The following is a 25965-nucleotide window of genomic DNA, read 5'->3' on the forward strand; positions in this document are numbered from 1 at the left end:
GGGCCGGGTTCAGCGAGTTGCCGTGAGGCGATACCCCGCGCCGCCATCCGCCTCGATCTGCGCCGGGAGTTGCTGCTCCCATTCCAGATAGGCGCGCGAATGCGCCCCGTTGCCGGTGTGGCGCTCGTGATTCCAGAACAGGAAGTCGATACGCGCCGCGTCGGTGGGGGAGTCCGGGGAGGCTTCGAGCGGCAGTCCGGCCGCCTTCCAGGCGTCCAGCCCGCCGCCGAGCACCGCGATCTCCGCCGGGGTAATCGCGGCGAGATCCGCCGCCGCCAGCGCAGCAACGCCGTCATCCTCGCCGATGACGAGAAGGCGCGACGGGGTTCCGAGCCGGCTGATCGTTGCCGCCAGCCGGGGCCGTATCGACCAGACGGAGCCGGCGGGGTGCCCGGCGCTATAGGTCGCGCTCGACGTGACGGCGATGAGGCGCGCCGAGCCGATCCATGCGGCGGCTTGCGCGGCATCGATGACGGGCACGGCCGGAAGGGGCGGCGGCGCGGGCGGCGCCCGCCGCGCGGTTCGCGGGGTCGCCGGGTCGAGGATGGCGACCTCCCAGCCGAGCTGCTTCAGCCAATAGGCGGTGACGGCGGCGCGTACGCCGTCATCATCCGCGAGCACGAGATGCGCGCCGCGGACGGCAACCTCGGTGTCCAGCTTCTGGAGCAACTGCCCGCCGGGCGCCGACCGGGCGCCATCGACATGAGCCTCGGCATATTCGATCGGCGAGCGGACATCGAAGAGATAGGTCGTTCGAGACTCGTCGGCGCGCCAGGCGGCAAGTTCATGCGCGCCGATCACCGGCAGGTCGTGCTGCGCGATCAGCGCCGCCGCGCGCAGGGCGCCCGCCTGCCGGGCCGACGCGCTCGGCGGCTCGCTCGCGCGGCTTCCCCGTTCGAGCTCCAGTCCGGCAAGACGCCAGCCCTGCGTGCCGCCTTCCAGCGCGGCGATCCGATTGGGGACCCCCGCGGCTATCAGGCTCTGCGCCCCCATGATGCCCCGGGTGCGACCGGCACAGGACACCACGACGAACGTATCGTCGGAGGGAACGAGATCGGCAATCCGATGCACCAGGTCGACGCCGGGGGCATTGATCGCGCCGGGCACGTGGAAGCGCTCGAATTCCTCCGCGGTGCGATTGTCGATCACCACGATGCGGTCGCCGCGGTCGAGCCGCTCCTTCAGCTCGGGGGCGCCGATATGCGGGGTGCCGAACACGTGTTCCACCACCTCGGCAAAGGCCTTGCTCGGCACGTTCTCGCCTTCGAACAGCGGTCGCTGCGTCTCGCTCCAGGCCGCAATGCCGCCTTCGAGCACGCGGACGTCGGTGTAGCCGATCGCCGTGAGCTGCTGCTGCGCGCGGGCGGCCACGCCGTCGCCGTCGTCGACCAGAACGACCGGGACATGAAGGCGCGGCACGAGCCGGGTGATGTCGCGTTCGAGCCGGCTATAGGGGATATTGACGGCGAGAAGCGGGTGGAGAAGGCCGTACTGACCTTCCTCGCGAACATCGATGAAGGCGATTTCACCGCCGCCGTCGAGCAGCGCGGCGACGGCCTGCGCCCGGATCGTGCGGGCCGGCGGCTGGACATGCGTGTTCATGTCGATTCCTGACAAGTCGGCGGGACGGGTTGGGGGCACGGGCGGCCGGCGCGCGCAGGCGCGTCACTCGACCTTGATGTTCGAGGCCTTCACCACCTCGCCGTATTTCCTGAAATCGTCGCGCACCAGCCTGTCGCCTTCCTCCGGCGTGCCGGCGACCACGACATAGCCCTGCCCTTCGAGGAAGCTCTTGACCTCCTTGTCCTGCAGCGCGGTGCGGACATCGGCGCTGATCTTCTCGACGAGTGCGCGGGGCGTCTTGGAATTGACGAAGAAGCCCTGCCAGCTGGCGAGGGCATAGTCCTTGACGCCCTGCTCCTGGAACGTCGCCACGTCCGGCAGCGCGGAGGAGCGCTCGGCCGTGGTGACGCCGACCCCGACCAGCCGGCCGGCGCGCACATGCTCGGTCACCGCGGCGAGGGTGATGATCACCGCGTCGACATGCCCGCCGAGGAGGTCCGTGGTCGCCGGGGCGCCGCCCTTATAGGGCACGTAGGTGTATTTGGTGCCGGTTGCCTGGGCGAGAACCTCATGCGCCAGATGGCCGACGCCGCCCGTGCCGGGCGTTCCCACGACCAGCTTGCCGTCCTTCGCCCGGGCGAGCTTCAGATAGTCGTTGAGCGTCTTTACGTTGAGTTCGGGACGCACGACGAGGATCTGCGGGTTGGCCACGGCCTGGGTGACGGCGGCGAAATCCTTGATCGGATCGTAACCGAGTTCCGCCCCGAAGAAGAGAGCGCTGAGCGGAACCTTGTCGCCGCCGACGACGATGGTCAGCCCGTCCGCCGGCGCGCGGGCCGCCTTCTCGAAGCCGAGCGAGCCGCCCGCGCCGCCGATGTTCTCCACGATCGGCTCGACGCCCCAGATCGCGCCCAGCTTGCGGGCGACCGTGCGGGTCAGCGTGTCGGAGCTGGCGCCCGCCGAGGCCGTCACGATGATCGTCGGCGCCTTGGCGGGGTATTTGGCCGCGTCCTGCGCGAAGGCGGCGGAGCCGGAGGCAAGGGCGGCCAGGGCAGCGGCGGCGAGAGCTTGAAAGCGGCGCTTCATTGTCGGCGATCCTGATTGAAATCGCCGCGATAGTAGATTTGACAAATCGAATGTCTAGTATTTTTATATGGTATATCGGTTATAAAAATTCGGATGTCTCATGTCTCCCTCGGTCCGCCGCGATCTGCTCACGGCGTCGCTCGCCGCTTCCTTCGCACTCGTGATGCTCTATGCCGGCTGGGCGCTGCCGCTCGGCACGGCGCTGCGCATGGGCCCCGGCTATGTCCCCCGCCTCGTCGGGGTCGCGCTGCTGGCGGTCGCGCTGATCATCGCGGCGCGGGCGCTGGTGAAGGTACGCTTCGGCCGCGGTGACGAGCCCGCGGCCCTGGCGATCAACTGGAAGAGCGTGGTCACCATCGCAGCGGGGCCGGTCGCCTTCGCGCTCCTCATCCAGCCCTACGGGCTGCTGGCCAGCGCCATGGTGGCCGTCGTCATTACCTCGCTGGCGCAGGCGGCCGACAGCCTGCGCGAACGGCTGGTGCTGGCCGGGGGGCTGGCCGGCTTCTCCAGCCTCGTCTTCGTCGTCGGGCTCGAGCTGCCCCTGCCGATCCTGCCGTCCTTTTTCTGATGGAACTTCTGTCCAATCTCGGTTTCGGGTTCGGCGTCGCCGCCACCTGGGACAACATCCTCTATTGTTTCATCGGTGTCGTTCTGGGCACGCTGGTCGGCGTGCTGCCCGGCATCGGCCCGGCGACGACCATCGCCATCCTGCTGCCGGTGACCTTCGACCTGTCGCCGGTCGGCTCGCTGATCATGCTCGCGGGCATCTACTACGGCGCGCAATATGGCGGGTCGACCACGGCGATCCTCGTCAACATGCCGGGTGAGAGCTCCGGCGTCATCACGGCACTGGACGGCCACCAGATGGCGCGGCAGGGGCGGGCGGGCGTCGCACTGGCGATCGCGGCGATCGGCTCGCTGTTCGCCGGCACCGTCTCCACCATGTTCATCGCGGCATCGGCGAGTTCGCTAACCGAGCTCGGCCTCATGTTCGGGCCGGTGGAGAATGTCGCGCTGATGGTGCTCGCCATCGTCGCCGTGGTGGTCATGGGGCGCGGCTCGGTCATCAACGCGCTGCTGATGGTGCTGATCGGCTTCGCGCTCGGCATGGTGGGAACCGACGTGAACACCGGACGGGCCCGCTTCACCTTCGGCATTCCCGAGCTGCGCGACGGAATCGACTTCATCCCGCTCGCCATGGGGTTGTTCGGCGTCGCCGAGATCCTGCGCACGCTGGAAGCGCCGATGCATCGCGACGTGCTCATGCGCAAGATCGATGGTCTGTGGCCAAAATGGGCGGACCTCAAGGCCTCGTTCATGCCCATCCTGCGCGGGACGGGTGTAGGCACCCTCATCGGCATCCTGCCCGGCGCCGGTACACTGCTCGCCGCCTTCGTCTCCTATATGCTGGAAAAGAAGATCTCGAAGACGCCCGAACGCTTCGGCAAGGGCGCGATCGAGGGCGTCGCGGCCCCTGAGAGCGCGAACAATGCGGCGGCGCAGACCAGCTTCATTCCCATGCTGACGCTCGGCCTGCCGTCGGGTTCGGTAACGGCGCTGATGATCGGGGCAATGACCATCCACGGCATCTCGCCCGGTCCGCAGGTGATGACCCAGCGGCCGGAGCTGTTCTGGGGGCTCATCGCCAGCATGTGGATCGGCAACGCGCTGCTGGTTCTCATCAACCTACCGCTGATCGGCATCTGGGTGGCGGTGCTGCGCATCCCCTATCGCCACCTCGTTCCGGCGATCATCCTGTTCTGCTGCATCGGCGCCTATGCCGTGAACAACAGCCCGGTCGACGTCGTCATCCTCGCGCTCGCGGGAGCCTTCGGCTACCTGCTCTCGCGCCTCGACTGCGATCCGACCCCACTCCTGCTCAGCTTCATCCTGGGGCCGATGCTGGAAGAGAATTTCCGGCGCGCCATGATCATCAGCCACGGCGATCCTTCGATCTTCGTCGCGCACCCGATCAGCGCGACCCTGCTCACCCTCGCCGCGCTCATCCTGATCGTCAGCGCGCTGCCGATGATCCGGCGCAAGCGCGACGAGGTGTTCGTCGAGTAGGCGAGCGGGGTTCAGGCTGTCCGGTGCCGGGCGACGGTACGGAAGAACAGGCGCCCCGCCCCCGCGGATGCGGTCGACAGAGGAAGGTCCGATGGTCGCCCACCGGATCGGTCAGGTCGCCCCGGCGCCTCTCCAAGGCTCCCGGTTCGGGAGCCCGGCATGCGACCTGCTCGGGCGCGCATATTCCGGAGGATCGCGGCCGAGAACGTCGAGGCCAATGCCAGCTCGATACCGTGGCGATCGCGGCATCGATGCGCCCGCTCGGGCCGATCTGCGCGGCGGGCGTCGTCCTCTGCTCCGCGCTGTCGTGTAACGACTTTCCGATCGGTCCTACTCGCCCGCCGGGCTGAACGACGCTGCCGGTCGAGCTCTTTACCTGGCCATGCTCGCCAAGGGCCGATTGCACCTCAGATCGGCGTGGCACGCGATTGCGTGGATACACCGTCAGAGCGAGCCCTCCGCGCGCGGGGCGACGTCCGCGGCACCCTGCCGTCGGCGCCAGGCGAGCACATTCTGGATCAGCGGCGCCGCGAAGATCACCACGGCCAGCACGAGGCAGATGGCGGCGATCGGATTGCGCAGGAAGATCGTCATGTCGTCGCCCGACATCACGAGGCTGCGGCGGAAATTCGATTCCATCATATATCCAAGTACCAGCGCGAGGACGATCGGTGCCGGCTCGATTTCCACCTTGGACAGCAGGTAGCCGACGATCCCGAAGGCGACCGCCACACCGATGGCGAAGATCTCGTTCGATTCCGAATAGGTGCCGAGCAGGCAGGTCGCCGCGACGATGGCGGTCACAACCGATGCCGGGATTGTCGTGAGACGCACCCAGAGCCGCGAGCCGAACAGCCCGAGCACCACCATGAAGGGCATGCCGACGAGCAGGGCGATGTAGATCGAATAGGGGATCTCGGGATGCTGGGTAAAGATCAGCGGTCCCGGCCGCACACCCTGGATGGCGAGCGCGCCAACCAGCACCGCCGTACTCGCCTTGCCGGGAATACCGAGCGCCAGCATGGGCGCCAGCGCGCCCGGCATGCAGGCGTTGTTGGCGGTCTCGGCGGCAACGACGCCTTCTGGATTGCCCTTGCCGAAGGTCTCCGGCGACTTCGAGAAGCGCTTCTGGACAGAATAAGCGGTGATCGCGGCGATGGTGGCGCCCGCGCCCGGAATCACGCCGAGGATGTAGCCGATCAGGGTCGAGCGCAGCATGTTTCCGGTATGCGGCTTCAGCAGGCTGAACTGCGCCGAGAGGCCCGGCAGGTCCTTCAGCGGCGTCGTGCGGTCGCCCGGCGATTCCAGCATGCGGAGCACCTCGGACAGGGCGAACAATCCGATCAAGGCGGCAATGAAGGGGAAGCCGCCGAGGAGGCCGTCGGTGAAGACGTAGCGCATCACGCCGTCCACCGGATCCGTGCCGACCGTGGTCAGCAGAAGCCCGAACAGCAGGGCGATGAAGCCGCGCAGCACGGAGTGGCCCGCCAGCGTCGAGATCAGGCTGAGGCCGAGGACGGCAAGCGCGAAATACTCGGCCGGCCCGAAGGCCAGCGCGATCTTGGTCATCCACATCACGGTGAAAATCAGCAGGATCGTGCTGATCACCGAACCGACCGCGGAACCGAGGATGGAGAGGGTGAGAGCCTGCCCAGCCTCACCACGCTCGCGCATCGGATAGCCGTCGAGCGCGGTAATGGCGGACGAGGGCTCGCCCGGCGTGTTCATCAGGATCGCCGGAATGGCGCCGGAATATTCGGAAGCCATATAGAGCGTGACGAGCATCACTACCGACACGACCGGATCGAGCCCGAAGGTGAAGGGGATGAGCAGCGCCATGCCGACGCCGGCGGAAAGCCCGGGAAGCGCGCCGACGATGTAGCCGATGACGACGCCGCCCAAGAGGCCGGCGATGACCTGCCAGGAGGAGAAGGCCGAAAGCCCGGCGAGAAAACCGTCAATCATGGCGCACCTCAGGGCAGCGGGATCGAGAGGAGCATCTCGAAGACCAGCTTGCTGAACAGCAGGAAGCCCGCGACATAGGCGAGGACAGGCAGCGGCCGGCGGCAGTCGGCGACCCAGAGCATGGCGGCGAGGAACAGCGCCATGGTCGGGTAGTAGCCGAAGGCCCGCATGGCGGGCGCGAAGGCGAGCATCAGCGCCATGCCCGCCACGACCCGCAGCGGCCGACCCGTGCTCACCAGATGCCCGGTCGGAGTTCCGATCAGATGGCGGATGCCGTTCGCCGTCAGCACCAGAGCGCCGATGCCGAGCAGCAGCGCAATGCCGCGCGGAAAAGTGGCCGCACCGACACCCGAGCCGCCACCATCATCGATATCCGCACCAAGCAGCCAGAAAGTGCCGGCCATCGCCAACAGGGCGGCCCCCGCCAGGGTGTCGCCCAGTTCCAGCCGAAAGGTGAGTTCGTCGCGCCCCGCGGGAGCCGCCACGATCTGCTCGTTGTGTCGGGTTACCATGGTCACAGTCGGGCTCTCTCGGTGGATGGCCGGAAGGAGCGGATCGCGGGGCGGTCAGCGGGTCAACTCGAGGGTCGTCATCCATTCCTTGGTGACGTCGTTTTCCCGCTTTGCTGTCGCGGTGAAGTCGGAGGGCCCCTGGAAGGAGGGAACGAGCGCCGATTCGTTCATGTACGCCTTGAGTTCGGGTGTCTCGAGCGCCTGCTTCACCGCCTCCGCGAGCTTGGCCTTGACCGGCTCCGGAATCCCCTTCGGCCCGATGATGCCGCGCATCTGCTGCCAGGAGGTATCGGCGGCGTAGCCCTGCTCCTTCAGGGTCGGGACGTCCGGGAACTGCGGTACACGCTTGTCGGACATGACGCCGATGACGCGCAGGCCGCCGGATTCGACATGGGTTTTGACGAGATCGACATAGGCAATGGCAGCTTCGGCATGGCCGCCGAGGGCGGCGGTGACGGCATCGCCGACGCTGTCGAAAGGCACCCATCGCACCTTCTTGCTGTCGAGCCCGGCGGACTTCGCCATGATTTCCCAGGCGAAATGACCGCCCGATCCGCGTACGAAGCCGGCCATGACGACGCTGCCGGGCTTGGCATTGGCGGCATCGACCAGATCCTTCATGGACTTGATCTGGCTCTCCTTGTTGACGACGATCAGATAGGGCTCGTTCACCAGCCGGGCTATCCAGTCGAAGCTGTCGACATTGTACTGCTTCAGCGTCTGGTTGAACGCACCGATATGGGTCGAGGTCACGGCACCGATGGTGTAGCCGTCGGGCTTGGCGGCGGCGAGTTCGGCGAGCTGTGTGGCGCCGCGTCCGCCGGGCTTGTTCTCGACGACCAGCGGGACGCCGAGGATTTTCTCCATGGCAATGGCAAGCTTGCGGGCCATCACATCGGTTGCGCCACCGGGCGAGACATGGAGCAGGTAGCGGATGGGCTTGTCCGGATAATCGGCGCGCGCGCCGGCCGGCATCATAGCAAGAGCAGCCGCAACGGCGGCGGTTCGAAGCAGCAGCTTCAGCATGGTCGTTCTCCCTAGTTCCGGAAGCCCTTATGGCGGGCCTTGTCCGTGTCTTGCGCGAACCCTTCCCCAGTAAATCTCCGGCCACTCGCCCGCTGTCTGGCGTTTCTCGCGTGTCGATGTGCCGGCATCACTCTCCGTGACGCAGCGCGCGGCGACAATACAGGTATAAATTGCGCGACACTTTCCGTAACAACGCGCAGTCGTCGCCCGTATGGCCGGCTCGTCGCTGAATTCCTCCGTCGAACTTCTTGGCCTCGACCGGATCCGCTGCGGGATCGACCGATCCACATTGCAGAGCTTAAAAGTTCGTAGTAGCAATAGCAACAACTAATCGGCAGACCCAAGCGCCTTGGCAGCCAGGCGTCGCGCCGCAAGGCGCGGCCGTGCACGCGCCGTATCGAGGAAACGCCCCATGTCCCGCCTGCGACAGATCCGTCTCACCCGCCTCTGCCTGCCGTTGATACGGCCCTACCGGCTGTCCTATCGCACCTTCGACGAGTTCGAGCCCTATCTTGTCGAGGTCGAGGATAGCGACGGGCGAACCGGCTTTGCCGACGCACACATCTCGCCGGGATCGAGCTCCGAGACGCGCGACGGCGGCTGGACGTTCTGCCTCGCCAAGATGGATGCGATCCTCGGCAAGACGCCGGAGGAGGCGAAGGCGATCATTCTCGCCGATTTCGCCCAGAGCAAAGTTGCGGCGACGGCGCTCGCCACCGCCATCGAAGTTCTCGAGGGCAGCGCATTCCTCGACGTCGCCGAGCCGCGCCGGCAGCCTCTCCTCACCCCGATCAACTCGACGGAGCTCGACGCGATCGGACCGGAGGTGGACGGCTGGATCGCCGAGGGATTTCGTACCTTCAAGGTGAAGGTCGGCAAGGATGTGGAGGCCGATCTTCGGCGCGTGGCGCGCATACAAGAGGTGGTCGACGGGCGGGCGACGCTGCGCCTCGACGCCAATCGCGGTTTCAGCCGCGAGGACGGCGTCGCCTTTGCCTCACGGCTCGATCCCACCAGCATCGATCTGTTCGAGCAGCCCTGCGATTCCGACGACTGGGAGGCCAACGCAGCCGTCGCGCACGCCTCGACCGTACCGCTGATGCTCGACGAGCCCATCTGCACGCTCGAGGATATCGAGCGTGCCGGTGCGATCGAAGGCGTCGGCTTCTGCAAGTTGAAGCTGAAACGGTTCGGCAGCCTCGAGCGCTTGGCCAAGGGGCTGAACGCCGTTCGGGCTCGGGGGATGAGCCCGGTCCTCGGGGACGGGCTGGGCAGTGAGATCCAGGGGTGGCTGGAGGCCTGCGTGGCCCTCGACACCGTCGACAATGCCGGCGAATTCAACGGTTTCCTGAAGGCCAAGACCGGACTCTTCGAGAACCCGCTGCCCTTCGAGGACGGCGAGGTGCGCATGCCCGCCGGCTATCGACCGCGGCTCGACCGCGCGGCGGTCGAGCGCGCCACCATCGCCACCCACCAGGTCGCCGTCTGACGCGCGCACCGACGCCCCCGGTCCGGCGCGCCATTCGCCACGAAGCAGGATTCCACGATGCCTCACGACGCAATGCTTGAGAAACTTGACCAGCGCCGTACGCAGGCGCAGCGCATGGGCGGGCCGGACAAGCTGGCCAAGCGCACCGAGCGCGGCCAGCTCAACGCGCAGGAGCGGCTCGACGCTCTCGTGGATCCCGGCAGTTTCTTCGAGGTCGGCCTGCTCGGCGCCTCCGGCGTCTTCGACGCGGATGTCGATGCCACCCCGCGCGACGGCAAGATCACCGGGTTCGGCCGGGTGGAGGGACGCGACGTCGGCGTAGTGGTGAACGACTTCACCACCAAGGGCGCCTCCACGAGCGCCACCAACTCCAAGAAGATGGGCTATATCCGCCGCACCTGCACCGAGCGGGGGTTGCCTTTCCTCCATATCGGCGAATCCACCGGCGCGCGGCTTCCCGACGCGATGGGCTCCAAGGGGATGGGCGCGCTGCTCGGCAACGACACCACCCAGTTCAAGCGTATGCGGGAGACCCCCTGGGTGGCGGCGGCGCTCGACACCTCCTTCGGCTCTTCCGCTTGGCTGTGTTGCTGCGCCGACTTCGCGGTGATGAAGAAGGGCTCGATCATGTCGGTGTCGAGCCCGCGGCTCGTCTCCATGGCGATCGGCGAGAAGGTCGATCTGGAAGAGCTCGGCGGCTGGCGGCTGCATGCCGAGCAGACCGGCCTGATCGACTATTTCGTCGACACCGACGCGGAGGCGATGTCCGCGATCCGCCGGTTCCTCTCCTATATGCCCAGCCACAATGGCGAGTTGGCGCCCGGTGCGGCGATCCCCGATGGTTCGGGCGACGACCAGGAGCGTATCCTCGACGTGCTGCCGGAGAAGCGCACGCAGGTCTACAACATGAAGAAGATCATTGAGGTGATCTTCGATCGCGACAGCTTCTTCGAGATCAAGGCCCGCTTCGGCAGGTCGGCCGTGGTCGGCCTCGCCCGGCTCGACGGCAAAGCGGTCGGCGTCGTCGCCAACAACCCGCAGGTCGGCGGCGGGGCGCTCTCGGCGGAAGCCTGCCGCAAGATCATCGATCTCACCGTCCTGTGCGACAGCTTCAACCTGCCCATCGTGCGCCTGGTCGACACGCCCGGCTTCGTCGTCGGCACCGAGGCGGAACGACGTGGCGCGCCAGGGCACATCATGAACTTCATGAATGCCACATGCCTGACGACGGTGCCGTCAGTGACGGTGCTGTGCCGCAAGGCGTATGGGCGCGCCTATGTCGCGATGGGCGGGGGCGCCCACAACGACGCGATGATCGCCTGGCCGACTGCCGAGGTGAGCTTCATGGACCCGGTCTTCGCCACCAGCATCGTCCATAACCTCTCCGCGGGACAGGAGGGCTTCGAGGATGCGTTGGCGCATATCCAGAAGGATCTCGAGATCTGGGACATGGCGCGCATCTTCTCGGCGCAGGAAGTGGTGAAGCCGCAGGAGACCCGTGCCTGGGTCATCCGCATGCTGGACATCCAGCGCCGACGGCGCTCGGGCGGCGTCGGCCAGCACCTCATGCGCACCTGGCCGACCAGCTACTGACGGGAGAGTAATCATGACCGTTCAGGATACCCACGCGCGGCGCGGAGCGCATGGCGAGGTGCTGATCGCCGAGGCCCGGGCCGCGGGTCGCGCCAGCCTCGACGAGGCGGCAGGCAAGGTGCTGCTCGCCGATTTCGGAATCCGCGTGCCGCGCTCGCGGGTCGCGGCCGATGCGGAACATGCGGCGCAGATCGCCGACGAGCTCGACGGGCCCTTCGTGGTGAAGGTCGTCTCGCCGGACATTCTCCACAAGTCCGATGCCGGCGGCGTCGCGCTGCGACTCGCCGGCGCGGACGCCGTGCGGGCGGCGGTAAGGGCGATGGCGGAAAAGCCGCGGATCGCCGCCGCCCGGATCGACGGCTGGCTGGTCGAGGAGATGGCCCCGGCCGGACGTGAGATGGTGATCGGCGGCTATCGCGATCCCCAGTTCGGTCCGATGATCATGGTCGGGCTCGGCGGCATCTTCGTCGAGGTGCTGCGCGACGTCGCCTTCCGCATCTGCCCGATCGACGCGGGAGACGCCGAAAGCATGCTCGCGGAACTGAGCGGACGCGCACTGCTGCAGGGCGCGCGCGGGGAGGCCGGCGTCGACGAAGCGGCTCTCATCGACGTGATGCTGCGCATCGGTGGTGCGGGCGGGCTGCTGATGCGCCACGCCCAGGACATCGCCGAACTGGACATTAATCCGGTGATCGTGAGCGCGACGGGCGCGGTGGCGGTGGACGCCCGCGTCATCCTCGGGGCCGCCGACGACCTCGGAACGAGTGAGGCGATGATGGAGGCCGCGCCGCTCGACGCCTTCGAGCCCCTGTTCGAGCCGAAGACGGTAGCCGTGCTCGGGGCGTCGACGAAGGATGTCGCCATCGCTAACACGTTCATTCGCCGGATGAAGGCGTTCGGCTATAGCGGCGCGATCTACCCGATCCATCCGGCCGCCGACGAGGTCGAAGGCCTCAAGGCCTATCAGAGCTTCGCCGCGACACCGGAACCGGTCGACTACGCCTACATCGCGATTGGCAGCGAGCGCATACCGGACATCCTCGCCGCCGCCGGCGGGCGCTGCCGGATCGCACAGGTCATCTCCTCCGGGTTCGGGGAAGTGGAGGAGGGCAAGGCCCTCCAGGACGCGCTGGTCGAGGGCGCGCGCACCGGCGGGGTGCGGGTCCTGGGACCGAACTGCCTCGGCACCTATTCGCCGCGCGGCGGCCTGACCTTTCCGGCCGATGCGCCGAAGGAAATCGGCACGATCGGCATCGTCTCGCAGTCGGGCGGGCTCACGACGGACATCATCAAGCGCGGCGAGTGGCGGGGCCTGCGCTTCAGTGGCGCCGTCACCATCGGCAACAGCGCCGACGTGGAGCCGCATGAACTGCTCGCCTATTATCTCGCCGACCCCCAGACGCGCGCGATCGGCGTCTATCTCGAGGACGTGAAGCGCGGCCGCGCTTTCTATGAACAGCTCACCAAGGCCAGCAAGCCCGTGGTCATCCTGAAGGGCGGGCGCTCGGCGCTCGGCCGACTGGCCGCCGCCTCACATACCGGCGCCCTGGCAGGTGACGAGAAGGCGTGGGACTCGCTGCAGAAGCAGACCCCTGCCGTGCTCGTCGCAACGGTCGACGAGTTCATCGACCTGCTTCTGGCGCTCCAGCATTTCGACCTGCATCCCGACCACCCGACCCGCAACGTCACGCTGTTCGGCAATGGCGGCGGATCGAGCGTGCTAGGTACCGACGCCTTCGCCGCCGTGGGCCTTGAAGTGGCTCCCTATCAGGGCGAGGCCCGCCGCCTGCTCGAGGCGATGAAACTGCCGCCCGGCACCAGCGTGGCCAATCCTATCGACACGCCGGTGCGCACGCTGCAGGAGAAAGACGGTTTCGTGGCCGGCGAGATTCTCGACATCGTCTACGGGCACGCCCATCCAGACGCGGTGCTGCTGCATCTCAACCTGTCGGCCTTCGTCGGGCGTGGTTCGGTCGATCCGATCGACAATCTGTTTGCCGTGGTCGAACAAACGAAAGCCAAATGGCCGGGAGCGGCGCATTTCGCGCTCGCCCTGCGGACCGACGGGTCGGCCGCTCTCGACGACCGCCGCCGCCATTATCGCGCCAAGGCGCGCCTCATCGGCGTGCCGGTATTCGACGAGATCGCGCCGGCGGCGAAGGCCCTCGCCGGCATCGGCCATCTGGAGCGGCAGCTGCGCCGGGGTTAGCCCGGCAGAAGGGCGGGCGGGGGTCAGCTCAAGCCCGTCCGCAGCTTGAACGAGGCGGCCTGTTCGGGGGAAAAGCAGGCGAGGCGCAGGTCGCGCAGATACGGCCCGAACGCTTCGTCGATCTGCGGGCCCAGCCGGGCGAAGATCTCGGCCATGTAATAGTCGTGACGCACCAGCGATTCCGCGAGGTTCACGATCGGCGGGTTGCGCGTGTAAGCGGCGATGACCTCGCCTTCGACCATGGCGGTGAGGACCTCGACGTGGTCGATCGACAGGGTGAAGAGGTTGTCGGTCGTGCCCATGCGCACACCGTTGCCTTCGTGGATATAGACGCGACAGGTGGGGCCGAAGCGGAACTCCTCCGCATCCGGCCCGAACAGGACGATGAAGATCTCCAGCCCACGCGCTGCGGCCCGGCGCAGCGCCTCGGTATGGCGGCGCAGCACCGTGTCGCTGGCCTTGACCCAGATCGAGACCGCGCTCTCCTCGATCAGCGTGTCGATCTTGGCATGGACGCTGCCCTCGCCCCTGAGCATCCAGACATACTGGTCGTCCGGCGAGGGCGCGATCGCGGACAGGCGCTCGGAAAGGTCGGAACACAAGGCACGGGTCTGGCTGGACAGCGCCGCCAGGAAATCCTTGGGCGGCGCCGCCACGTAGCGCACCGGATTCTCGCTCACCGGCAGCACGGCACCGCGCTGCGCAAGGGCTTCCAGCGAGTGGTAGGTGTTGGGACGCGGAACGCTGGCACCCTTCGAGATCTCGTAGGCGGTCGAGGGCGGCATGCGCAGCAGCTGGATGTAGATCTTCGCCTCGTACTCGGTGAAGCCGAGCCGCTTCAGATCGGCGAGGAGATCGCCCGATTCATGTGCCGCGATGGCCAGCTTGCCTGCCAAGGTCGTCTCCGATGACGCTGCCGCCCGGTGCCGTCAGGCCGCCAGCAGCCGCGTGCGATGGGCATCGATGAAGCCGGTATGCACGTCGCCGCCGGCAAAATCCTCATCGCCGAGACATGCCAACAGGAAATGGCGGTTGCAGCGAATACCGTCAATGGCAAAGGCTCTCAGCGCCTCGATCGCGCGTTGCCGCGCCGCCTCGCGGCTCTCGCCCCAGGCCACCACCTTGGCCACCATCGGGTCATAGAACGGCGTGACGACGTCGCCCTCGCGATAGCCGCTGTCGACACGCAGATGCGCCATGCCTGTCGGCGCACGGAAAGTAGCGAGCGGCCCGGGCGAAGGCATGAACATCTTCGCCGGATCCTCGGCGTACAGCCGGCATTCGATGGCATGACCCCGCGCGGTGATCGCGTCCTGCGGGATGAAGGCGAGCGAGCCACGCGCGAGCTCGATCTGCATAGCGACGAGATCACGACCGGTGATCATTTCGGTGACCGGATGCTCGACCTGGATGCGGGTGTTCATCTCGAGGAAGAAGAACTCGAAGCTCTGCGCATCCACGATGAACTCGACCGTGCCGGCTCCGCTGTAGCTCGTCGCTTCGCTGAGGCGGATGGCCGCCTCCGCCATGGCCCCGGCCACGTCGGCGGGCAGGCCAGGGGCACGGGCCTCCTCGATCACCTTCTGGAACCGGCGCTGCAACGAGCAGTCCCGCTCGAACAGGTGGATGGCGCGGCCGTCGCCGAAGCCGAACACCTGTATCTCCACATGGCGAGCCTTCGGCACGAAGCGCTCGAGGAAGATCGCGCCGTTGCCGAAGGATTTCTGCGCCATGGACTGCGTCGCCACGACGGTGTCGACCAGTTTGTCGGGTTTATCGACGCGCCGCATGCCGATGCCTCCGCCACCCCCCGCCGCCTTGACCAGCAGCGGATAGCCCACGAATTCAGCCGCCTGCTCCAGTCCATCGAGCGCACCGGGCTCGAACCGGGCGCTGCCGGGCACGATCGGTACCCCTGCAGCCTCGGCGATCTGCCGGGCCCGCTGCTTGTCGCCCATCTGGCGGATCGTTTCGGGCGACGGACCGATCCAGGTCAGCCCGGCATCAATGACGCTCTGGGCGAATTCCGCGTTTTCCGACAGAAAGCCGTAGCCCGGATGGATCGCGTCGGCGCCGGACATGCGCGCCGCCTCGAGCACCTTCTCGGCCCGCAGATAACTGTCGCGCGCCGGGGCGGGGCCGACGCCGATCGCCTGGTCGGCAGCCTCGACATGGGCGCTGGCCGCGTCCGCTTCGGAAAACACCGCGACGCTCGACAGGCCCAGTGCGCGGGCGGAGCGGAAAACCCGGCAGGCGATCTCACCCCGGTTGGCAACGAGAATTCTCTTCATCGCTCAGGCCTCGATGCGGGCGACGACCGTGCCCTCGGTCACAACGTCGCCTTCGGCCACGAGAATTTCGACGATCACCCCATCCTCTGGGGCCGAAACGGGAATTTCCATCTTCATGGACTCGAGGATGAGGATCACCTCCTCCTCGCCGATCCTGTCGCCGACCGCCTTCTCGATCTTCCAGACATTGCCCGTGATTTCCGTCTTGATGCTGACCTTGGCCATCGCTTCCTCCGTGATGCCGCGTCGGGCATTGACCTTCATCCTACGGTGCCGCATTAGTTGTTGCAATAACAACTACGATTAGGGAGAGCGTCGATGGCGGGCCTCGATGCCTGGATAGGTCGGATGGAGACGTCCACGGCACGGCTCGACGGCTGGCCGCTGGCGGGGCTGCGCGCAGCCTTGAATCAGGACGGTGCCGTTCATGACGGCACGCCTCTGCCGCCCACAGGCCAGTGGCTCTATTTCCAGCCGCTCGCGCCGCAGACGCAACTCGGTGACGACGGACATCCCGAGCGCGGTGGCTTCCTGCCGCCGATCGAGCTGCCACGGCGGATGTGGGCGGCAAGCGAGATCACCTATCATCGTCCGATCGGCGTCGGCGACGTGATCGAGAAGCGCTCGCGGATCGCCAAGGTGTCGTCGAAGCATGGCCGAACCGGCGCGCTGGCGTTCGTGACGGTGGAGCATTCCTATGTCCGGAACGGCGCGCTCATGCTGTCGGAGACGCAGACACTGGTCTACCGCGATGCGCCCACGCCCGGCGATCCGGCACCCGCGCCGCAGCCGGCTCCAGCCGGGGCGCTCTGGTCACACCCGGTGACGCCCGATTCCCGCCTGCTGTTCCGCTATTCCGCGGCGACCTTCAATGCCCACCGCATCCATTACGACGCGCCCTATGCACGCGAGGTTGAAGGTTATCCGGGACTGGTGGTGCACGGCCAGCTGACGGCGACGCTGCTGGTCGAGGCCTTCCGCACCGAACGGCCCGATTTCGCCATCGGCCAGTTCACATTCCGTGCGATGCGGCCAGCCTTCGCCGGAAGAGCCATCCACCTGGAAGGCAGCGGTGACCGCAGGGGCTACGACCTCTGGGCCCGCGACGCGAAGGGCGCGGTCGTCGTCGAAGCCACGATCCGCCCGTGACCCCGGACGAAGCCATCCGCTTCATCGAGACCGCCGATGGCCGGGCGGTTCATGTCCGCACGGGTTCCGCGGGCGCGCACGTGGCATGGCGTCGCTTCGGTTCGGGTACGCCGTTGGTCCTGCTGCATGGCGGCTTCGGCAGCTGGCTGCATTGGCTTCCGGTCATCGGGGCAATCGAGAGGCACTTCGAACTCCTAGTGCCCGACCTGCCGGGCTTCAGCGAATCGGACCCCATCCCTGTCGACGCCACTCCCGATCTGCTCGCCAAACGCCTCGCGGGCGGGCTCGAGGAGTTGCTGCCTGAGACTACGGGCCTGAGCGTGGCCGGTTTCTCGTTCGGCGGCTTGGTCGCCTTGCATCTCGCGCAGGAGCTGGGGCCGCGCCTTGCCGGCCTTGTCCTCATTGCCGGCGGCGGGCTCGGCGAGGAACGCGATCCCGTCGACCTGCGCAGCCGGCACCCGGACATGACGGCGGAGGAGAAACGCGCGGTCTCCACCCATAATCTGCAGGCGTTCATGATCGCCGACCCCGTCCGCGTCGACGAGCTGGCGGTGGAGATCCAGCAGCGCAACACGGCGCGCCGCCCGGGCCTCAACAGCCGCATCTTCTCCCGCACCCGCCATGCCCTCGAGATCCTGCCGGCGATCGCGGCGCCGGTGGCGGCGATCTGGGGCACGCGCGACCCCACGGTCGGCGAGCACCTTGCCGCACGGCGCCGCGCGGTCGTGGCGGCCGCGCCGCACGCGACCACCGCTGTCCTGCCGGGGTGCGGCCACTGGATCATGCAAGAGCGGCCGGCCGAGCTGGCGGCTTTTCTCATCGAAACACTCACAGACAAAACGCCAAGCTGACGAAAGGCGACGATATGACGGAGAACAGGGAACTCGCCGGCCGCACCGCGCTGGTGACCGGAGCAGCCCGCAATATCGGTCGGGCCATTGCGTTGGCCCTGGCGCAGGCCGGCGCGAGGGTGGTTGTGCATGCCCGCTCCTCGGTAAACGCTGCGAACGAGACGGTGGCGCAGTGCCAGCAGGCGTTCGGCGGCGATGCAGGCGCCTTCGCTCATTTCGCCGACCTCACCGATCCCGACGCGGTGCGCGCCCTGTACGCCAAAATCGAGGAACGCTTCGGGAGCCTCGATATTCTAGTCCACAACGCGGCCGAACGCGCGGACGGCCCGTTCGACGGGATCAGCTATGCCGAATGGCGCGCCATCCTCGGCAGCATCCTCGACAGCGCGTTCCTGTGCGACCAGGCGGCGATACCGCTGCTGAGGCGCAGCGATGCCGCCAGCATCATCCACATCGGCGGTGTCGCTGCGCATGTCGGGGTGGGCCAGCGCGCCCATGTCTCGGCCGCCAAGGCCGGGGTCGTAGGGTTGACGCGGGCGCTCGCCGCCGAACTCGCGCCGGAGAGGATCACCGTGAACTGCATCTCCCCGGCGCAGATGGAAACCGCGCGCAAGGGCCCTCTGCCCGAGCATTTCCGCCAACGGCCGGTGCCACTCGGCCGGCCGGGAGAGCCCGCCGAACTCGCCAGCCTGGTGCGCTATCTCGCCGGCCCGTCGGCCCGCTTCATCACCGGCCAGACGATCCACCTCAACGGCGGCTGGCACATGGGGTGAGCCTGCCGGGCCCTCCTATCGTCCGATCAGGAAATTCGATCGTCTCGATCTGACACCAGCATTAGACGCTTTTCAACCTGCCCCGCACACTCCACCCATGAATGCCAGTCATCGCCGAGGGGCGAATTCGGCCCCGTCCCAGCAGTCCTTGCGCTCACCCCACCCTCCCGCGGAAGGGGACGGCGTCGACACCTCCCCGCGGATCGGCGACGCCGTCGCGAAGACGACCTGCTACATGTGCGCCTGCCGCTGCGGCATCGAGGTGCATCTGCGTGACGGCGAGGTCCGGTACATCAACGGCAACAAGGATCACCCGGTCAATCGCGGGGTGCTGTGCGGCAAGGGCAGCGCCGGCATCATGCAGCACTACAGCCCGGCACGGTTGCGCAAGCCGCTGCTGCGCTCGGGGCCGCGCGGGTCCGGTCGGTTCCGCGAGATCGAGTGGGACGAAGCGCTTGCCATCGTCACCGAGCGTCTCGGCCGCATCCGCGCCACCGACCCCAAGAAGCTCGCCTTCTTCACCGGCCGCGACCAGTCGCAATCGCTGACCGGCTGGTGGGCCTCGAAATTCGGTACGCCGAACTTCGCCGCCCATGGCGGCTTCTGCTCGGTCAACATGGCCACCGCCGGCCTCTACACGGTCGGCGGCGCGTTCTGGGAGTTCGGCGAGCCGGACTGGGATCGCGCCAAATATTTCATGCTGTTCGGCGTCGCCGAGGACCATGATTCCAACCCGATCAAGATCGGGCTCGGCAAGCTGAAGGCGCGGGGCGGCAAGTTCGTTTCGATCAACCCGTGCCGCACCGGCTACAACGCGATCGCCGACGAGTGGATCGCCATTCGTCCGGGCACCGATGGCATCTTCGTCCTCGCCATCATTCATGAACTGCTGCGGGCCGGGCGGGTCGATGTCGACTACCTCGCCCGCTACACCAATGCCGCCGTGCTCGTGATGCGCGCGCCGGGGGCGGCGGAGGACGGGTTGTTCGCCCGCGACGCGGAGGGCCGCGTTCTCGCCTGGGATCGGGTGCGCCAGACGGCGGTGCCGCTGGACGATCCCGAACTCGCCCCGGCGATGACGGGGGCGTTCGACATCGATGGGCGCGACTGCGTCCCGGTGTTCCAGCTCCTCGCCGAGCGTTACCTCGATGCGAGCTACGCCCCCGAGGCGGCGGCGGAAGGCTGCGGCGTGCCAGCGGAGACGATCCGGCGCGTCGCCGCCGAACTCGCCCATGTCGCCTTCGAGGAGAGCATCGAGCTCGACGTGCCGTGGACCGACATGAACGGGCGCCGGCACGCAACGATGCGGGGCCGTCCGGTGGCGATGCACGCCATGCGCGGCATCTCGGCCCATTCCAACGGGTTCCAGACCTGCCGGGCGATCCATCTGCTTCAGGTTCTGCTCGGCACCGTCGACGTGCCCGGCGGCTGGCGCTTCAAGCCGCCTTTCCCGAAGCCGCCCCCGCCCGGCCCCAAGCCGGCCGGAAAGGACGGCGGCAAGCCGAACACGCCGCTTTCGGGCATGCCGCTCGGCTTCGTGCATGCGCCCGAGGACCTTCTGGTCGATGCCGAGGGCCGGCCGATCCGCATCGACAAGGCCTATTCGTGGGAAGCGCCGCTCGCCTCCCACGGCATGATGCACACCGTCATCCGCAATGCCTGGGCGGGCGATCCCTACCCGATCGACACGCTGATGATGTACATGGCCAACATGGCCTGGAACTCGTCGATGAACACCGACGAGACCATGAAGATGCTGACCGACACGGATGCGGACGGCAATTACCGCATCCCCTTCTTCATCTACGCCGATGCCTATTATTCGGAGACGGTGGCCTTCGCCGATCTGGTGCTTCCCGACACGACCTATCTCGAGCGCCACGACTGCATCAGCCTGCTCGACCGCCCGATCAGCCATGCGGACGGGCCGGGCGATGCGATCCGCCACCCGGTCGTCGCGCCCGATCGCGATGTGCGCCCCTTCCAGAGTGTGCTGATCGAACTCGGCGCGCGGCTCGGCCTGCCCGGCTTCGTCAATGACGATGGCAGCGCCAAGTATCGCGACTATGCCGACTACATCGTCAACCACGAGCGCATGCCGGGCATCGGCCCGCTGGCCGGCTGGCGCGGCGAGGCCGGCGATGCGATCGGCCGGGGAGCGCCCAACACGTCCCAACTCGACCGCTACATCGCCAATGGCGGCTTCTGGCATCACGAACTCGATCAGGACCAGCGCTTCTACAAGATGGCGAACCGATCCTATCTGGAGTTCGCCCAGCAGATGGGGTTCGTTCCGAAGGTCGAGCCAGTGGTGTTCCAGCTCTATTCGGAGCCGCTGCAACGCTTTCGGCTCGCCGCGCGCGGGCACGGCGCGGTGCAGCCGCCCGAGGCCGAGCGGGCGCGCATCGAAGCACATATGGACCCGCTGCCGATCTGGTACACGCCGTTCGAGCAGGCCCTGGTCGATCCGGCCGCCTATCCGCTGGCGGCGATCACCCAGCGTCCCATGCACATGTACCACTCCTGGGGATCGCAGAACGCCTGGCTGCGGCAGATCACCAGCCAGAACCGGCTGTTCGTCCATCACGATCTCGCGGCCGAGCTTGGTATCGCCGACGACGAGTGGGTGTGGATCGAAAGCGTCAATGGCAGCGTGAAGGGGCAGGTCCGCCTCGTGGACGGCGTCGAGCGCAACACCGTCTGGACCTGGAACGCCATCGGCAAGCGCCGCGGCGCCTGGGCGCTGAAGGACGACGCCGCCGAAAGCAACCGCGGCTTCCTGCTCAACCATGCGATCGGCGACCTGTTGCCGGCGGACGGCAACGGCAAGCGCTACTCGAACTCGGACCCGATCACCGGGCAGGCCGCATGGTTCGATCTCCGGGTGCGATTGCGCCGGTGCGAAACCCAGGAGTGCGTCACGGAACCGCGCTTCGATGCCCTGCCGCTGCCGCCCTCGATCCCTCCGGCGCCGGAAAGGCTCAGCTTCGGCGCCCAGTTCAAGAAGGCGTTCGCACGATGACCTGCATCCCCGCCACCACCGAGACGAGCCTCGGGCTGGTCATCGATCTCGATACCTGCGTCGGCTGCCAGGCCTGCGTCACCTCCTGCAAGGAGTGGAACGCGGGCGGCCACATGGCGCCGCTCACGGACATGAAGCCGTATGGCGGGGGCGTCGACGGCGTGTGGTTCAACCGCGTCCACACCTTCGAGCACGTGACGGAGGCCGGCGGGCGGACGGTCCATTTCCCGCGCTCGTGCCTCCACTGCGCGCAGCCGGCCTGTGTCAGCGTGTGCCCCACCGGCGCCTCCTACAAGCGCAGCTCCGACGGCATCGTTCTGGTGGACGAGGCCAAGTGCATCGGTTGCAAGCTGTGCAGCTGGGCCTGTCCCTATGGCGCGCGCGAATTCGATGTCGATGTCGGCGTGATGAAGAAGTGCACGCTGTGCGTCGACCGCATCTACAACGACAATCTGCGCGCCGAAGACCGGGTGCCGGCCTGCGTGGCGGCCTGCCCCACCGGGGCGCGCCATTTCGGCGATCTGGGCGATCCCGATTCGGCGGTGTCGACGCTCGTGCGCGAGCGCGGCGGCGTGGCGCTGATGGACGAGCTCGGCTACGCGCCGACCAACCGCTACCTGCCCCCGCGCGCGCATTCGGACCGCGCGCCAAAGGTGGCCGCCGCGGCCCTCGAGGATGCGGCGCCGCAGGGCGGGTTCCTCGGCTGGGTCGACCGCCTGCTGGCGAGGTAGGCGCATGCACCCCGCCTATTCCGTCATCTTCTTCACCACCAGCACCGGCGCAGGCTACGGCCTGCTGGCTCTGCTCGGGCTGATGGCGATCCTCGGCGTGCTCCCGATGGGGCTGGGACCGTCTCTCGTCGCCCCGGGGCTGGCATTCGGGCTGATCGGGGCGGGGCTTCTGTCCTCGACCGGCCATCTCGGCCGGCCCGAACGCGCCTGGCGCGCCTTTTCCCAATGGCGCTCGTCCTGGCTGTCGCGGGAAGGCGTCTGCGCGATCGCCACCTTCGTGCCCGGCGCGGCGTTCGGGCTCGGCTGGGTCCTCACCCAGCGCACGGACGGCTGGGTGGCGGCGGCCGGCGGGCTGGCGGCCCTCGGCGCGGTGGTGACCGTCTATTGCACCGCGATGATCTATGCCTCCCTGAAGCCGGTGGCGCAGTGGCACAGCCGCTTCACCCTGCCCGGCTATCTCCTCTTCGCCGGGATGAGCGGGCTGACGCTGCTCAACGCCCTGTTGCTCGCCTTCGGCCACGGGGCGGGCCTCCCCAGCATCGCCGCGGCGGGGCTAACCCTCGTCGGCTGGTACTGGAAGCGCGCAACGTGGCGGCACGACGATGCGATCGGCCTGCCCGCGACGGCGAATTCGGCGACCGGTCTCGCCGGGGGGCGGGTGGTGAGCGTCGAGTGGCCGCATTCGGAGGAGAACTATCTCCTGAAGGAGATGGGCTTCCGGGTGGCGCGCAAGCACCGCGACCGGCTTCGCCTCATCGCCCAGATGCTCGCCTTCGCCGTACCGGCCGCCCTGCTGATTCTCGCCGCGCTGCTCCCGGGTCCGGTCGCGGTCACCACCGCCGCGCTCGCGGCCGCGGCCCAGATCGCCGGGCTGCTGGTCGAGCGCTGGCTGTTCTTCGCCGACGCGAAGCACACCGTCATGCTCTATTACGGGCGGACATGATCGGCCCGCACATCGCCGGCCTCGTCTCGCCGCGCACGCTCCCGGCCGACGCGCTGGCCGGCTTTCTGGGCGCGGTTCTGGCCCTGCCGCAGGGCATCGCGTTTGCGGCGCTGGCGGGGATGCCACCGGAATACGGCATCTACACCGCCATCGTGCCCTGCATCGTGGCGGCCCTGTTCGGCTCGAGCCGCTATGTCGTCTCGGGACCGACCAACGCGAATTCCCTCGCCCTGATGTCCGCGCTGGTTCCGCTCGCGATACCGGGCAGCCCCGCCTTCATCGCGATCGCCCTCGCCGTCACGCTGCTCGTCGGCGCGATGCAGCTGGCGCTCGGGCTATTCCGGCTGGGCTGGCTCACCGACTTCATCTCACCGTCGGTACTTGCCGGCTTCATGAGTGGCGCCGCGCTGCTGATCGGTCTCTACGCCCTCCCGGACATTCTCGGGCTGCATCTCGACGGCATCCACGGCGCCGCCCGGACGATCGCGGCCCTTGCCGCCCACATCGGCCACATCAATCCCAGCGCCGTCCTCGTCGCGGCGACCACTCTGGTCGTCACCGCGGGATGTGCGCGCATCTCCCGGCGTCTGCCCTACATGCTTCTGGGCGTGAGCGTGGGCTATGGCATGAGCGAGTTCCTCGTCCGCACGCTGGGCCTGCCCGAGATGGCGCGCGTCGGCGCGATTCCGAGCGCGCTGCCGCCGTTTTCGCTTCCGCTCGTCCCCCTCGACCGGTTGCCCGATCTGGTGGCGATCGCGGCCGCCCTGTCGATCGTGGCGCTCGGGCAGTCGGTGTCGATCGCCAAGGCACTGGCGCGCCGGTCGGGCGAATATGTCGATGTCGACAGGGAGTTCGTCGGCCAGGGTCTGTCGAATATCGCCGGTGCCTTCTTCTCCTCCTATGTCTCCTGCGGCTCGCTGAACCGGTCGCTGCCCAACTACCTCGCCGGCGCCCGCACGCCGATGGCAGCGGTGCTGTCGGCGGTGTTCCTGGTGGTGCTCGTCATTGTCTGCCGTCCGCTGCTGGAACGCCTGCCGCTGCCTTCCATCGGGGCGCTGCTGCTCTACATCGCCTTCGGCCTGCTCGACCTGCAGCGCTTCCGCTGGCTATGGCGGGCGGGGCGCGCTGATTTCATCGTGGCCCTGGTGACGTTCGTCGCCATGCTGACCCTGCCGTTCCAGCAGGCCATCCTGCTCGGCTGCGGGCTGGCGCTGGTTGCCTATCTCCATCGCACCGCCCACCCCGCGGTGCGCACGCTGACCCCCGACGGGCGCCTGGCCGACCGGCCGTTCACGCCGCTGGAGGATTTGCCCGGGCCCGTGGTGGAATGCCCGCAGCTCAAGCTCATACGCGTCGAGGGATCGCTCTATTTCGGCGCGGCCGGCCATGTCGGCAAGCATCTCCAGCAGATCCGTTCGCACCGCGGCCAGAAGCATCTGCTGGTCATGGTGAAGAGCATGAACTTCATCGACGTCGCAGGCCTCGAACTGTGGACCCACGAACTCGCCCAGCGGCGCGCCGAGGGCGGGGATCTCTACTTTCATCGGCCGCGCTCGGCCGTCCGGGAAGCGTGGGCGCGTACGGGTTTCATCACGCAGCTCGGGGCCGATCATATTTTTGGCTCGAAGCGCGAGGCCCTGGCCGACATCTATGCGCGTCTCGACCAAAACATCTGTGCGACTTGCACCGCGCGTATCTTCCGCGAATGTGGGGGAATGGCGCCGGTCGGACAGGATACCCCTGCACGTTCCGGGATGGCGCCGGGGAAGTCCGCATGACGCTCGACCAGCTCCGCATCTTCGTCGCCGTGGCGGAGCGCCAGCATGTCACCAAGGCGGCGCAGGCGCTCAATCTCGCGCAGTCGGCGGCCAGCCACGCCATCGCGGCGCTCGAGGCACGCCATGACACCAAGCTGTTCAACCGCGTGGGTCGGCATATCGAGCTGACCGAGGCGGGAAACGCCTTCCTCATGGAGGCACGGGCCGTGCTGGCGCGGGTGGAGAGAGCCGAGCTGATGCTGACCGAATTCGGCACGCTGATGCGCGGCACGCTTGCCGTTCAGGCCAGCCAGACGATCGCTAGCTACTGGCTGCCGCGTCATCTCGTGGCGTTCCGGCGGGCCTATCCGCGCATCGACATCCATCTCGCCGTCGGCAACACCACGGAGGTGGCGGCGGCGGTCGACAGCGGCGCCGCCGATATCGGCTTCGTCGAGGCCGAGGTGGTGCACGACCACTTCCACGTCGTCCCGGTGGCGCGGGACCAGCTCATCGTGCTCGTCGCTCCCGGCCACCCCTGGGCCGGTCGAACCGACCTCGGTGTCGCGGAGATGCTGGCCGGCGAGTGGGTCCTGCGGGAGCCGGGATCGGGCACGCGCTCCGTATTCGAGGAGGCGATGCGCCCGCATTTGACCGATGGCTCGGCGTTGCGCATCGTGCTGGAATTGCCGTCGAACGAAGCGGTGCGCGCGGCGGTCGAGGCCGGGATGGGCGCTACCGCGCTATCCGCCTCGGTAGCGGCGCCGAGTCTTGAAGCGGGCTTGCTCCGCCACGTGCCGTTTCGACTGCCGGAACGCCCGTTCCACCTGCTCCAGCACCGCGAGCGCGCCCCGAGCCGGGCCGCCACAGCCTTGACGGACATCATCACGGGACGGAATGCGGTCTGAGGCGCCCCCGCCCCGTCTTCCGGATTCGGG

Annotated in this window: 21 protein-coding genes; 13 read left to right on the top strand and 8 right to left on the bottom strand. The window is 67.7% G+C overall.

The genetic code is table 11. The features are described 5' to 3' along the window. Nucleotides 1–9: 9 nt before the first annotated feature. Both ACEUEL_RS17880 and ACEUEL_RS17885 read right to left on the bottom strand, forming a co-directional pair. Nucleotides 10–1602 carry a rhodanese-like domain-containing protein gene (locus tag ACEUEL_RS17880; RefSeq protein ID WP_405708084.1) on the bottom strand — a complete coding sequence of 531 codons (1593 nt, stop codon included), beginning with the start codon at nucleotides 1600–1602 and terminating at the stop codon, nucleotides 10–12. A gap of 63 nt (nucleotides 1603–1665) precedes the next feature. Continuing rightward, nucleotides 1666–2649: a Bug family tripartite tricarboxylate transporter substrate binding protein gene (locus ACEUEL_RS17885; RefSeq protein WP_405708086.1), complete on the bottom strand. Its 984-nt coding sequence runs from the start codon at nucleotides 2647–2649 to the stop codon at nucleotides 1666–1668. Between the two features lie 100 nt (nucleotides 2650–2749). On the opposite strand from ACEUEL_RS17885, the gene ACEUEL_RS17890 reads away from it, so the two are divergent. Both ACEUEL_RS17890 and ACEUEL_RS17895 read left to right on the top strand, forming a co-directional pair. After that, the gene (locus tag ACEUEL_RS17890) at nucleotides 2750–3217 is read left to right on the top strand and encodes a tripartite tricarboxylate transporter TctB family protein (RefSeq protein ID WP_405708088.1); all 468 of its coding nucleotides are present in this window, start codon (nucleotides 2750–2752) and stop codon (nucleotides 3215–3217) included. After that, nucleotides 3217–4716 (top strand): tripartite tricarboxylate transporter permease, encoded by a 1500-nt coding sequence (locus ACEUEL_RS17895; RefSeq protein ID WP_405708091.1) that lies wholly within the window; start codon nucleotides 3217–3219, stop codon nucleotides 4714–4716. The genes ACEUEL_RS17890 and ACEUEL_RS17895 overlap by 1 nt, the downstream gene beginning before the upstream one ends. Nucleotides 4717–5160: 444 nt before the next feature. Here ACEUEL_RS17895 and ACEUEL_RS17900 read toward each other — a convergent pair whose 3' ends face one another. From ACEUEL_RS17900 to ACEUEL_RS17910, 3 genes are read right to left on the bottom strand one after another with little or no spacing between them, the layout of a single operon-like run. Beyond that, nucleotides 5161–6681 (bottom strand): tripartite tricarboxylate transporter permease, encoded by a 1521-nt coding sequence (locus ACEUEL_RS17900; protein ID WP_405708093.1) that lies wholly within the window; start codon nucleotides 6679–6681, stop codon nucleotides 5161–5163. Between the two features lie 8 nt (nucleotides 6682–6689). Beyond that, nucleotides 6690–7193 (bottom strand): tripartite tricarboxylate transporter TctB family protein, encoded by a 504-nt coding sequence (locus ACEUEL_RS17905; protein ID WP_405708096.1) that lies wholly within the window; start codon nucleotides 7191–7193, stop codon nucleotides 6690–6692. A 54-nt stretch (nucleotides 7194–7247) separates the two neighbouring features. Next, nucleotides 7248–8219 (bottom strand): tripartite tricarboxylate transporter substrate binding protein, encoded by a 972-nt coding sequence (locus tag ACEUEL_RS17910; RefSeq protein ID WP_405708099.1) that lies wholly within the window; start codon nucleotides 8217–8219, stop codon nucleotides 7248–7250. Nucleotides 8220–8631: 412 nt separating this feature from the next. Here ACEUEL_RS17910 and ACEUEL_RS17915 point away from each other — a divergent pair, with 412 nt between their 5' ends. The 3 genes from ACEUEL_RS17915 to ACEUEL_RS17925 are packed head-to-tail and all read left to right on the top strand — an operon-like array spanning nucleotide 8632 to nucleotide 13510. Next, nucleotides 8632–9708, top strand: coding sequence for a mandelate racemase/muconate lactonizing enzyme family protein (locus ACEUEL_RS17915; protein ID WP_405708102.1), 1077 nt, complete (start codon nucleotides 8632–8634; stop codon nucleotides 9706–9708). Between the two features lie 57 nt (nucleotides 9709–9765). Further along, nucleotides 9766–11301, top strand: coding sequence for an acyl-CoA carboxylase subunit beta (locus ACEUEL_RS17920; protein WP_405708105.1), 1536 nt, complete (start codon nucleotides 9766–9768; stop codon nucleotides 11299–11301). Between the two features lie 13 nt (nucleotides 11302–11314). Next, the gene (locus ACEUEL_RS17925; protein ID WP_405708107.1) at nucleotides 11315–13510 is read left to right on the top strand and encodes an acetate--CoA ligase family protein; all 2196 of its coding nucleotides are present in this window, start codon (nucleotides 11315–11317) and stop codon (nucleotides 13508–13510) included. Between the two features lie 23 nt (nucleotides 13511–13533). Here the strand turns inward: ACEUEL_RS17925 and ACEUEL_RS17930 are convergent, their stop codons facing one another. The 3 genes from ACEUEL_RS17930 to ACEUEL_RS17940 are packed head-to-tail and all read right to left on the bottom strand — an operon-like array spanning nucleotide 13534 to nucleotide 16065. Further along, on the bottom strand, nucleotides 13534–14406 hold the full coding sequence (locus tag ACEUEL_RS17930) for a TrmB family transcriptional regulator (RefSeq protein ID WP_405708110.1): 873 nt from the start codon (nucleotides 14404–14406) through the stop codon (nucleotides 13534–13536). Between the two features lie 33 nt (nucleotides 14407–14439). Beyond that, nucleotides 14440–15801, bottom strand: a complete 1362-nt coding sequence (locus ACEUEL_RS17935; RefSeq protein WP_405708112.1) for an acetyl-CoA carboxylase biotin carboxylase subunit — start codon at nucleotides 15799–15801, stop codon at nucleotides 14440–14442. Nucleotides 15802–15804: 3 nt separating this feature from the next. Beyond that, nucleotides 15805–16065 (bottom strand): acetyl-CoA carboxylase biotin carboxyl carrier protein subunit, encoded by a 261-nt coding sequence (locus ACEUEL_RS17940; protein WP_405708115.1) that lies wholly within the window; start codon nucleotides 16063–16065, stop codon nucleotides 15805–15807. Nucleotides 16066–16149: 84 nt separating this feature from the next. Here ACEUEL_RS17940 and ACEUEL_RS17945 point away from each other — a divergent pair, with 84 nt between their 5' ends. The 8 genes from ACEUEL_RS17945 to ACEUEL_RS17980 all read left to right on the top strand — a co-directional run bounded on the left by ACEUEL_RS17945 (nucleotide 16150) and on the right by ACEUEL_RS17980 (nucleotide 25935). Further along, nucleotides 16150–16950 carry an FAS1-like dehydratase domain-containing protein gene (locus ACEUEL_RS17945; protein WP_405708118.1) on the top strand — a complete coding sequence of 267 codons (801 nt, stop codon included), beginning with the start codon at nucleotides 16150–16152 and terminating at the stop codon, nucleotides 16948–16950. Further along, entirely contained in the window at nucleotides 16947–17801 is an 855-nt protein-coding gene (locus tag ACEUEL_RS17950) for an alpha/beta fold hydrolase (protein ID WP_405708120.1), read from the top strand. Before ACEUEL_RS17945 ends, ACEUEL_RS17950 begins: the two co-directional genes overlap by 4 nt. A 14-nt stretch (nucleotides 17802–17815) precedes the next feature. Beyond that, complete coding sequence (locus ACEUEL_RS17955) at nucleotides 17816–18574, top strand: SDR family NAD(P)-dependent oxidoreductase (protein ID WP_405708122.1); 759 nt, start codon at nucleotides 17816–17818, stop codon at nucleotides 18572–18574. A 97-nt stretch (nucleotides 18575–18671) separates the two neighbouring features. Then, nucleotides 18672–21596, top strand: coding sequence for a molybdopterin oxidoreductase family protein (locus ACEUEL_RS17960; protein ID WP_405708125.1), 2925 nt, complete (start codon nucleotides 18672–18674; stop codon nucleotides 21594–21596). Continuing rightward, nucleotides 21593–22327: a 4Fe-4S dicluster domain-containing protein gene (locus ACEUEL_RS17965; protein WP_405708127.1), complete on the top strand. Its 735-nt coding sequence runs from the start codon at nucleotides 21593–21595 to the stop codon at nucleotides 22325–22327. The genes ACEUEL_RS17960 and ACEUEL_RS17965 overlap by 4 nt, the downstream gene beginning before the upstream one ends. Before the next feature lie 4 nt (nucleotides 22328–22331). After that, nucleotides 22332–23270, top strand: coding sequence for a dimethyl sulfoxide reductase anchor subunit family protein (locus ACEUEL_RS17970; RefSeq protein ID WP_405708130.1), 939 nt, complete (start codon nucleotides 22332–22334; stop codon nucleotides 23268–23270). Beyond that, nucleotides 23267–25048 carry a SulP family inorganic anion transporter gene (locus ACEUEL_RS17975; protein WP_405708133.1) on the top strand — a complete coding sequence of 594 codons (1782 nt, stop codon included), beginning with the start codon at nucleotides 23267–23269 and terminating at the stop codon, nucleotides 25046–25048. Before ACEUEL_RS17970 ends, ACEUEL_RS17975 begins: the two co-directional genes overlap by 4 nt. Next, on the top strand, nucleotides 25045–25935 hold the full coding sequence (locus tag ACEUEL_RS17980; protein WP_405708136.1) for a LysR substrate-binding domain-containing protein: 891 nt from the start codon (nucleotides 25045–25047) through the stop codon (nucleotides 25933–25935). Before ACEUEL_RS17975 ends, ACEUEL_RS17980 begins: the two co-directional genes overlap by 4 nt. Nucleotides 25936–25965 lie beyond the last annotated feature (30 nt).

The sequence above is a fragment of the Ancylobacter terrae genome (genome assembly GCF_045108345.1).
Classification (GTDB): Bacteria; Pseudomonadota; Alphaproteobacteria; order Rhizobiales; family Xanthobacteraceae; genus Ancylobacter.

Coding starts and splice junctions, on each gene's coding strand:
- ACEUEL_RS17925 (WP_405708107.1), top strand. CDS start 11,315: ATGACCGTTCAGGATACCCACGCGCGGCGCGGAGCGCATGGCGAGGTG.
- ACEUEL_RS17880 (WP_405708084.1), bottom strand. CDS start 1,602: ATGAACACGCATGTCCAGCCGCCGGCCCGCACGATCCGGGCGCAGGCC.
- ACEUEL_RS17905 (WP_405708096.1), bottom strand. CDS start 7,193: ATGGTAACCCGACACAACGAGCAGATCGTGGCGGCTCCCGCGGGGCGC.
- ACEUEL_RS17885 (WP_405708086.1), bottom strand. CDS start 2,649: ATGAAGCGCCGCTTTCAAGCTCTCGCCGCCGCTGCCCTGGCCGCCCTT.
- ACEUEL_RS17945 (WP_405708118.1), top strand. CDS start 16,150: ATGGAGACGTCCACGGCACGGCTCGACGGCTGGCCGCTGGCGGGGCTG.
- ACEUEL_RS17965 (WP_405708127.1), top strand. CDS start 21,593: ATGACCTGCATCCCCGCCACCACCGAGACGAGCCTCGGGCTGGTCATC.
- ACEUEL_RS17940 (WP_405708115.1), bottom strand. CDS start 16,065: ATGAAGGTCAATGCCCGACGCGGCATCACGGAGGAAGCGATGGCCAAG.
- ACEUEL_RS17890 (WP_405708088.1), top strand. CDS start 2,750: ATGTCTCCCTCGGTCCGCCGCGATCTGCTCACGGCGTCGCTCGCCGCT.
- ACEUEL_RS17980 (WP_405708136.1), top strand. CDS start 25,045: ATGACGCTCGACCAGCTCCGCATCTTCGTCGCCGTGGCGGAGCGCCAG.
- ACEUEL_RS17970 (WP_405708130.1), top strand. CDS start 22,332: ATGCACCCCGCCTATTCCGTCATCTTCTTCACCACCAGCACCGGCGCA.
- ACEUEL_RS17955 (WP_405708122.1), top strand. CDS start 17,816: ATGACGGAGAACAGGGAACTCGCCGGCCGCACCGCGCTGGTGACCGGA.
- ACEUEL_RS17920 (WP_405708105.1), top strand. CDS start 9,766: ATGCCTCACGACGCAATGCTTGAGAAACTTGACCAGCGCCGTACGCAG.
- ACEUEL_RS17975 (WP_405708133.1), top strand. CDS start 23,267: ATGATCGGCCCGCACATCGCCGGCCTCGTCTCGCCGCGCACGCTCCCG.
- ACEUEL_RS17895 (WP_405708091.1), top strand. CDS start 3,217: ATGGAACTTCTGTCCAATCTCGGTTTCGGGTTCGGCGTCGCCGCCACC.
- ACEUEL_RS17935 (WP_405708112.1), bottom strand. CDS start 15,801: ATGAAGAGAATTCTCGTTGCCAACCGGGGTGAGATCGCCTGCCGGGTT.
- ACEUEL_RS17960 (WP_405708125.1), top strand. CDS start 18,672: ATGAATGCCAGTCATCGCCGAGGGGCGAATTCGGCCCCGTCCCAGCAG.
- ACEUEL_RS17915 (WP_405708102.1), top strand. CDS start 8,632: ATGTCCCGCCTGCGACAGATCCGTCTCACCCGCCTCTGCCTGCCGTTG.
- ACEUEL_RS17900 (WP_405708093.1), bottom strand. CDS start 6,681: ATGATTGACGGTTTTCTCGCCGGGCTTTCGGCCTTCTCCTCCTGGCAG.
- ACEUEL_RS17910 (WP_405708099.1), bottom strand. CDS start 8,219: ATGCTGAAGCTGCTGCTTCGAACCGCCGCCGTTGCGGCTGCTCTTGCT.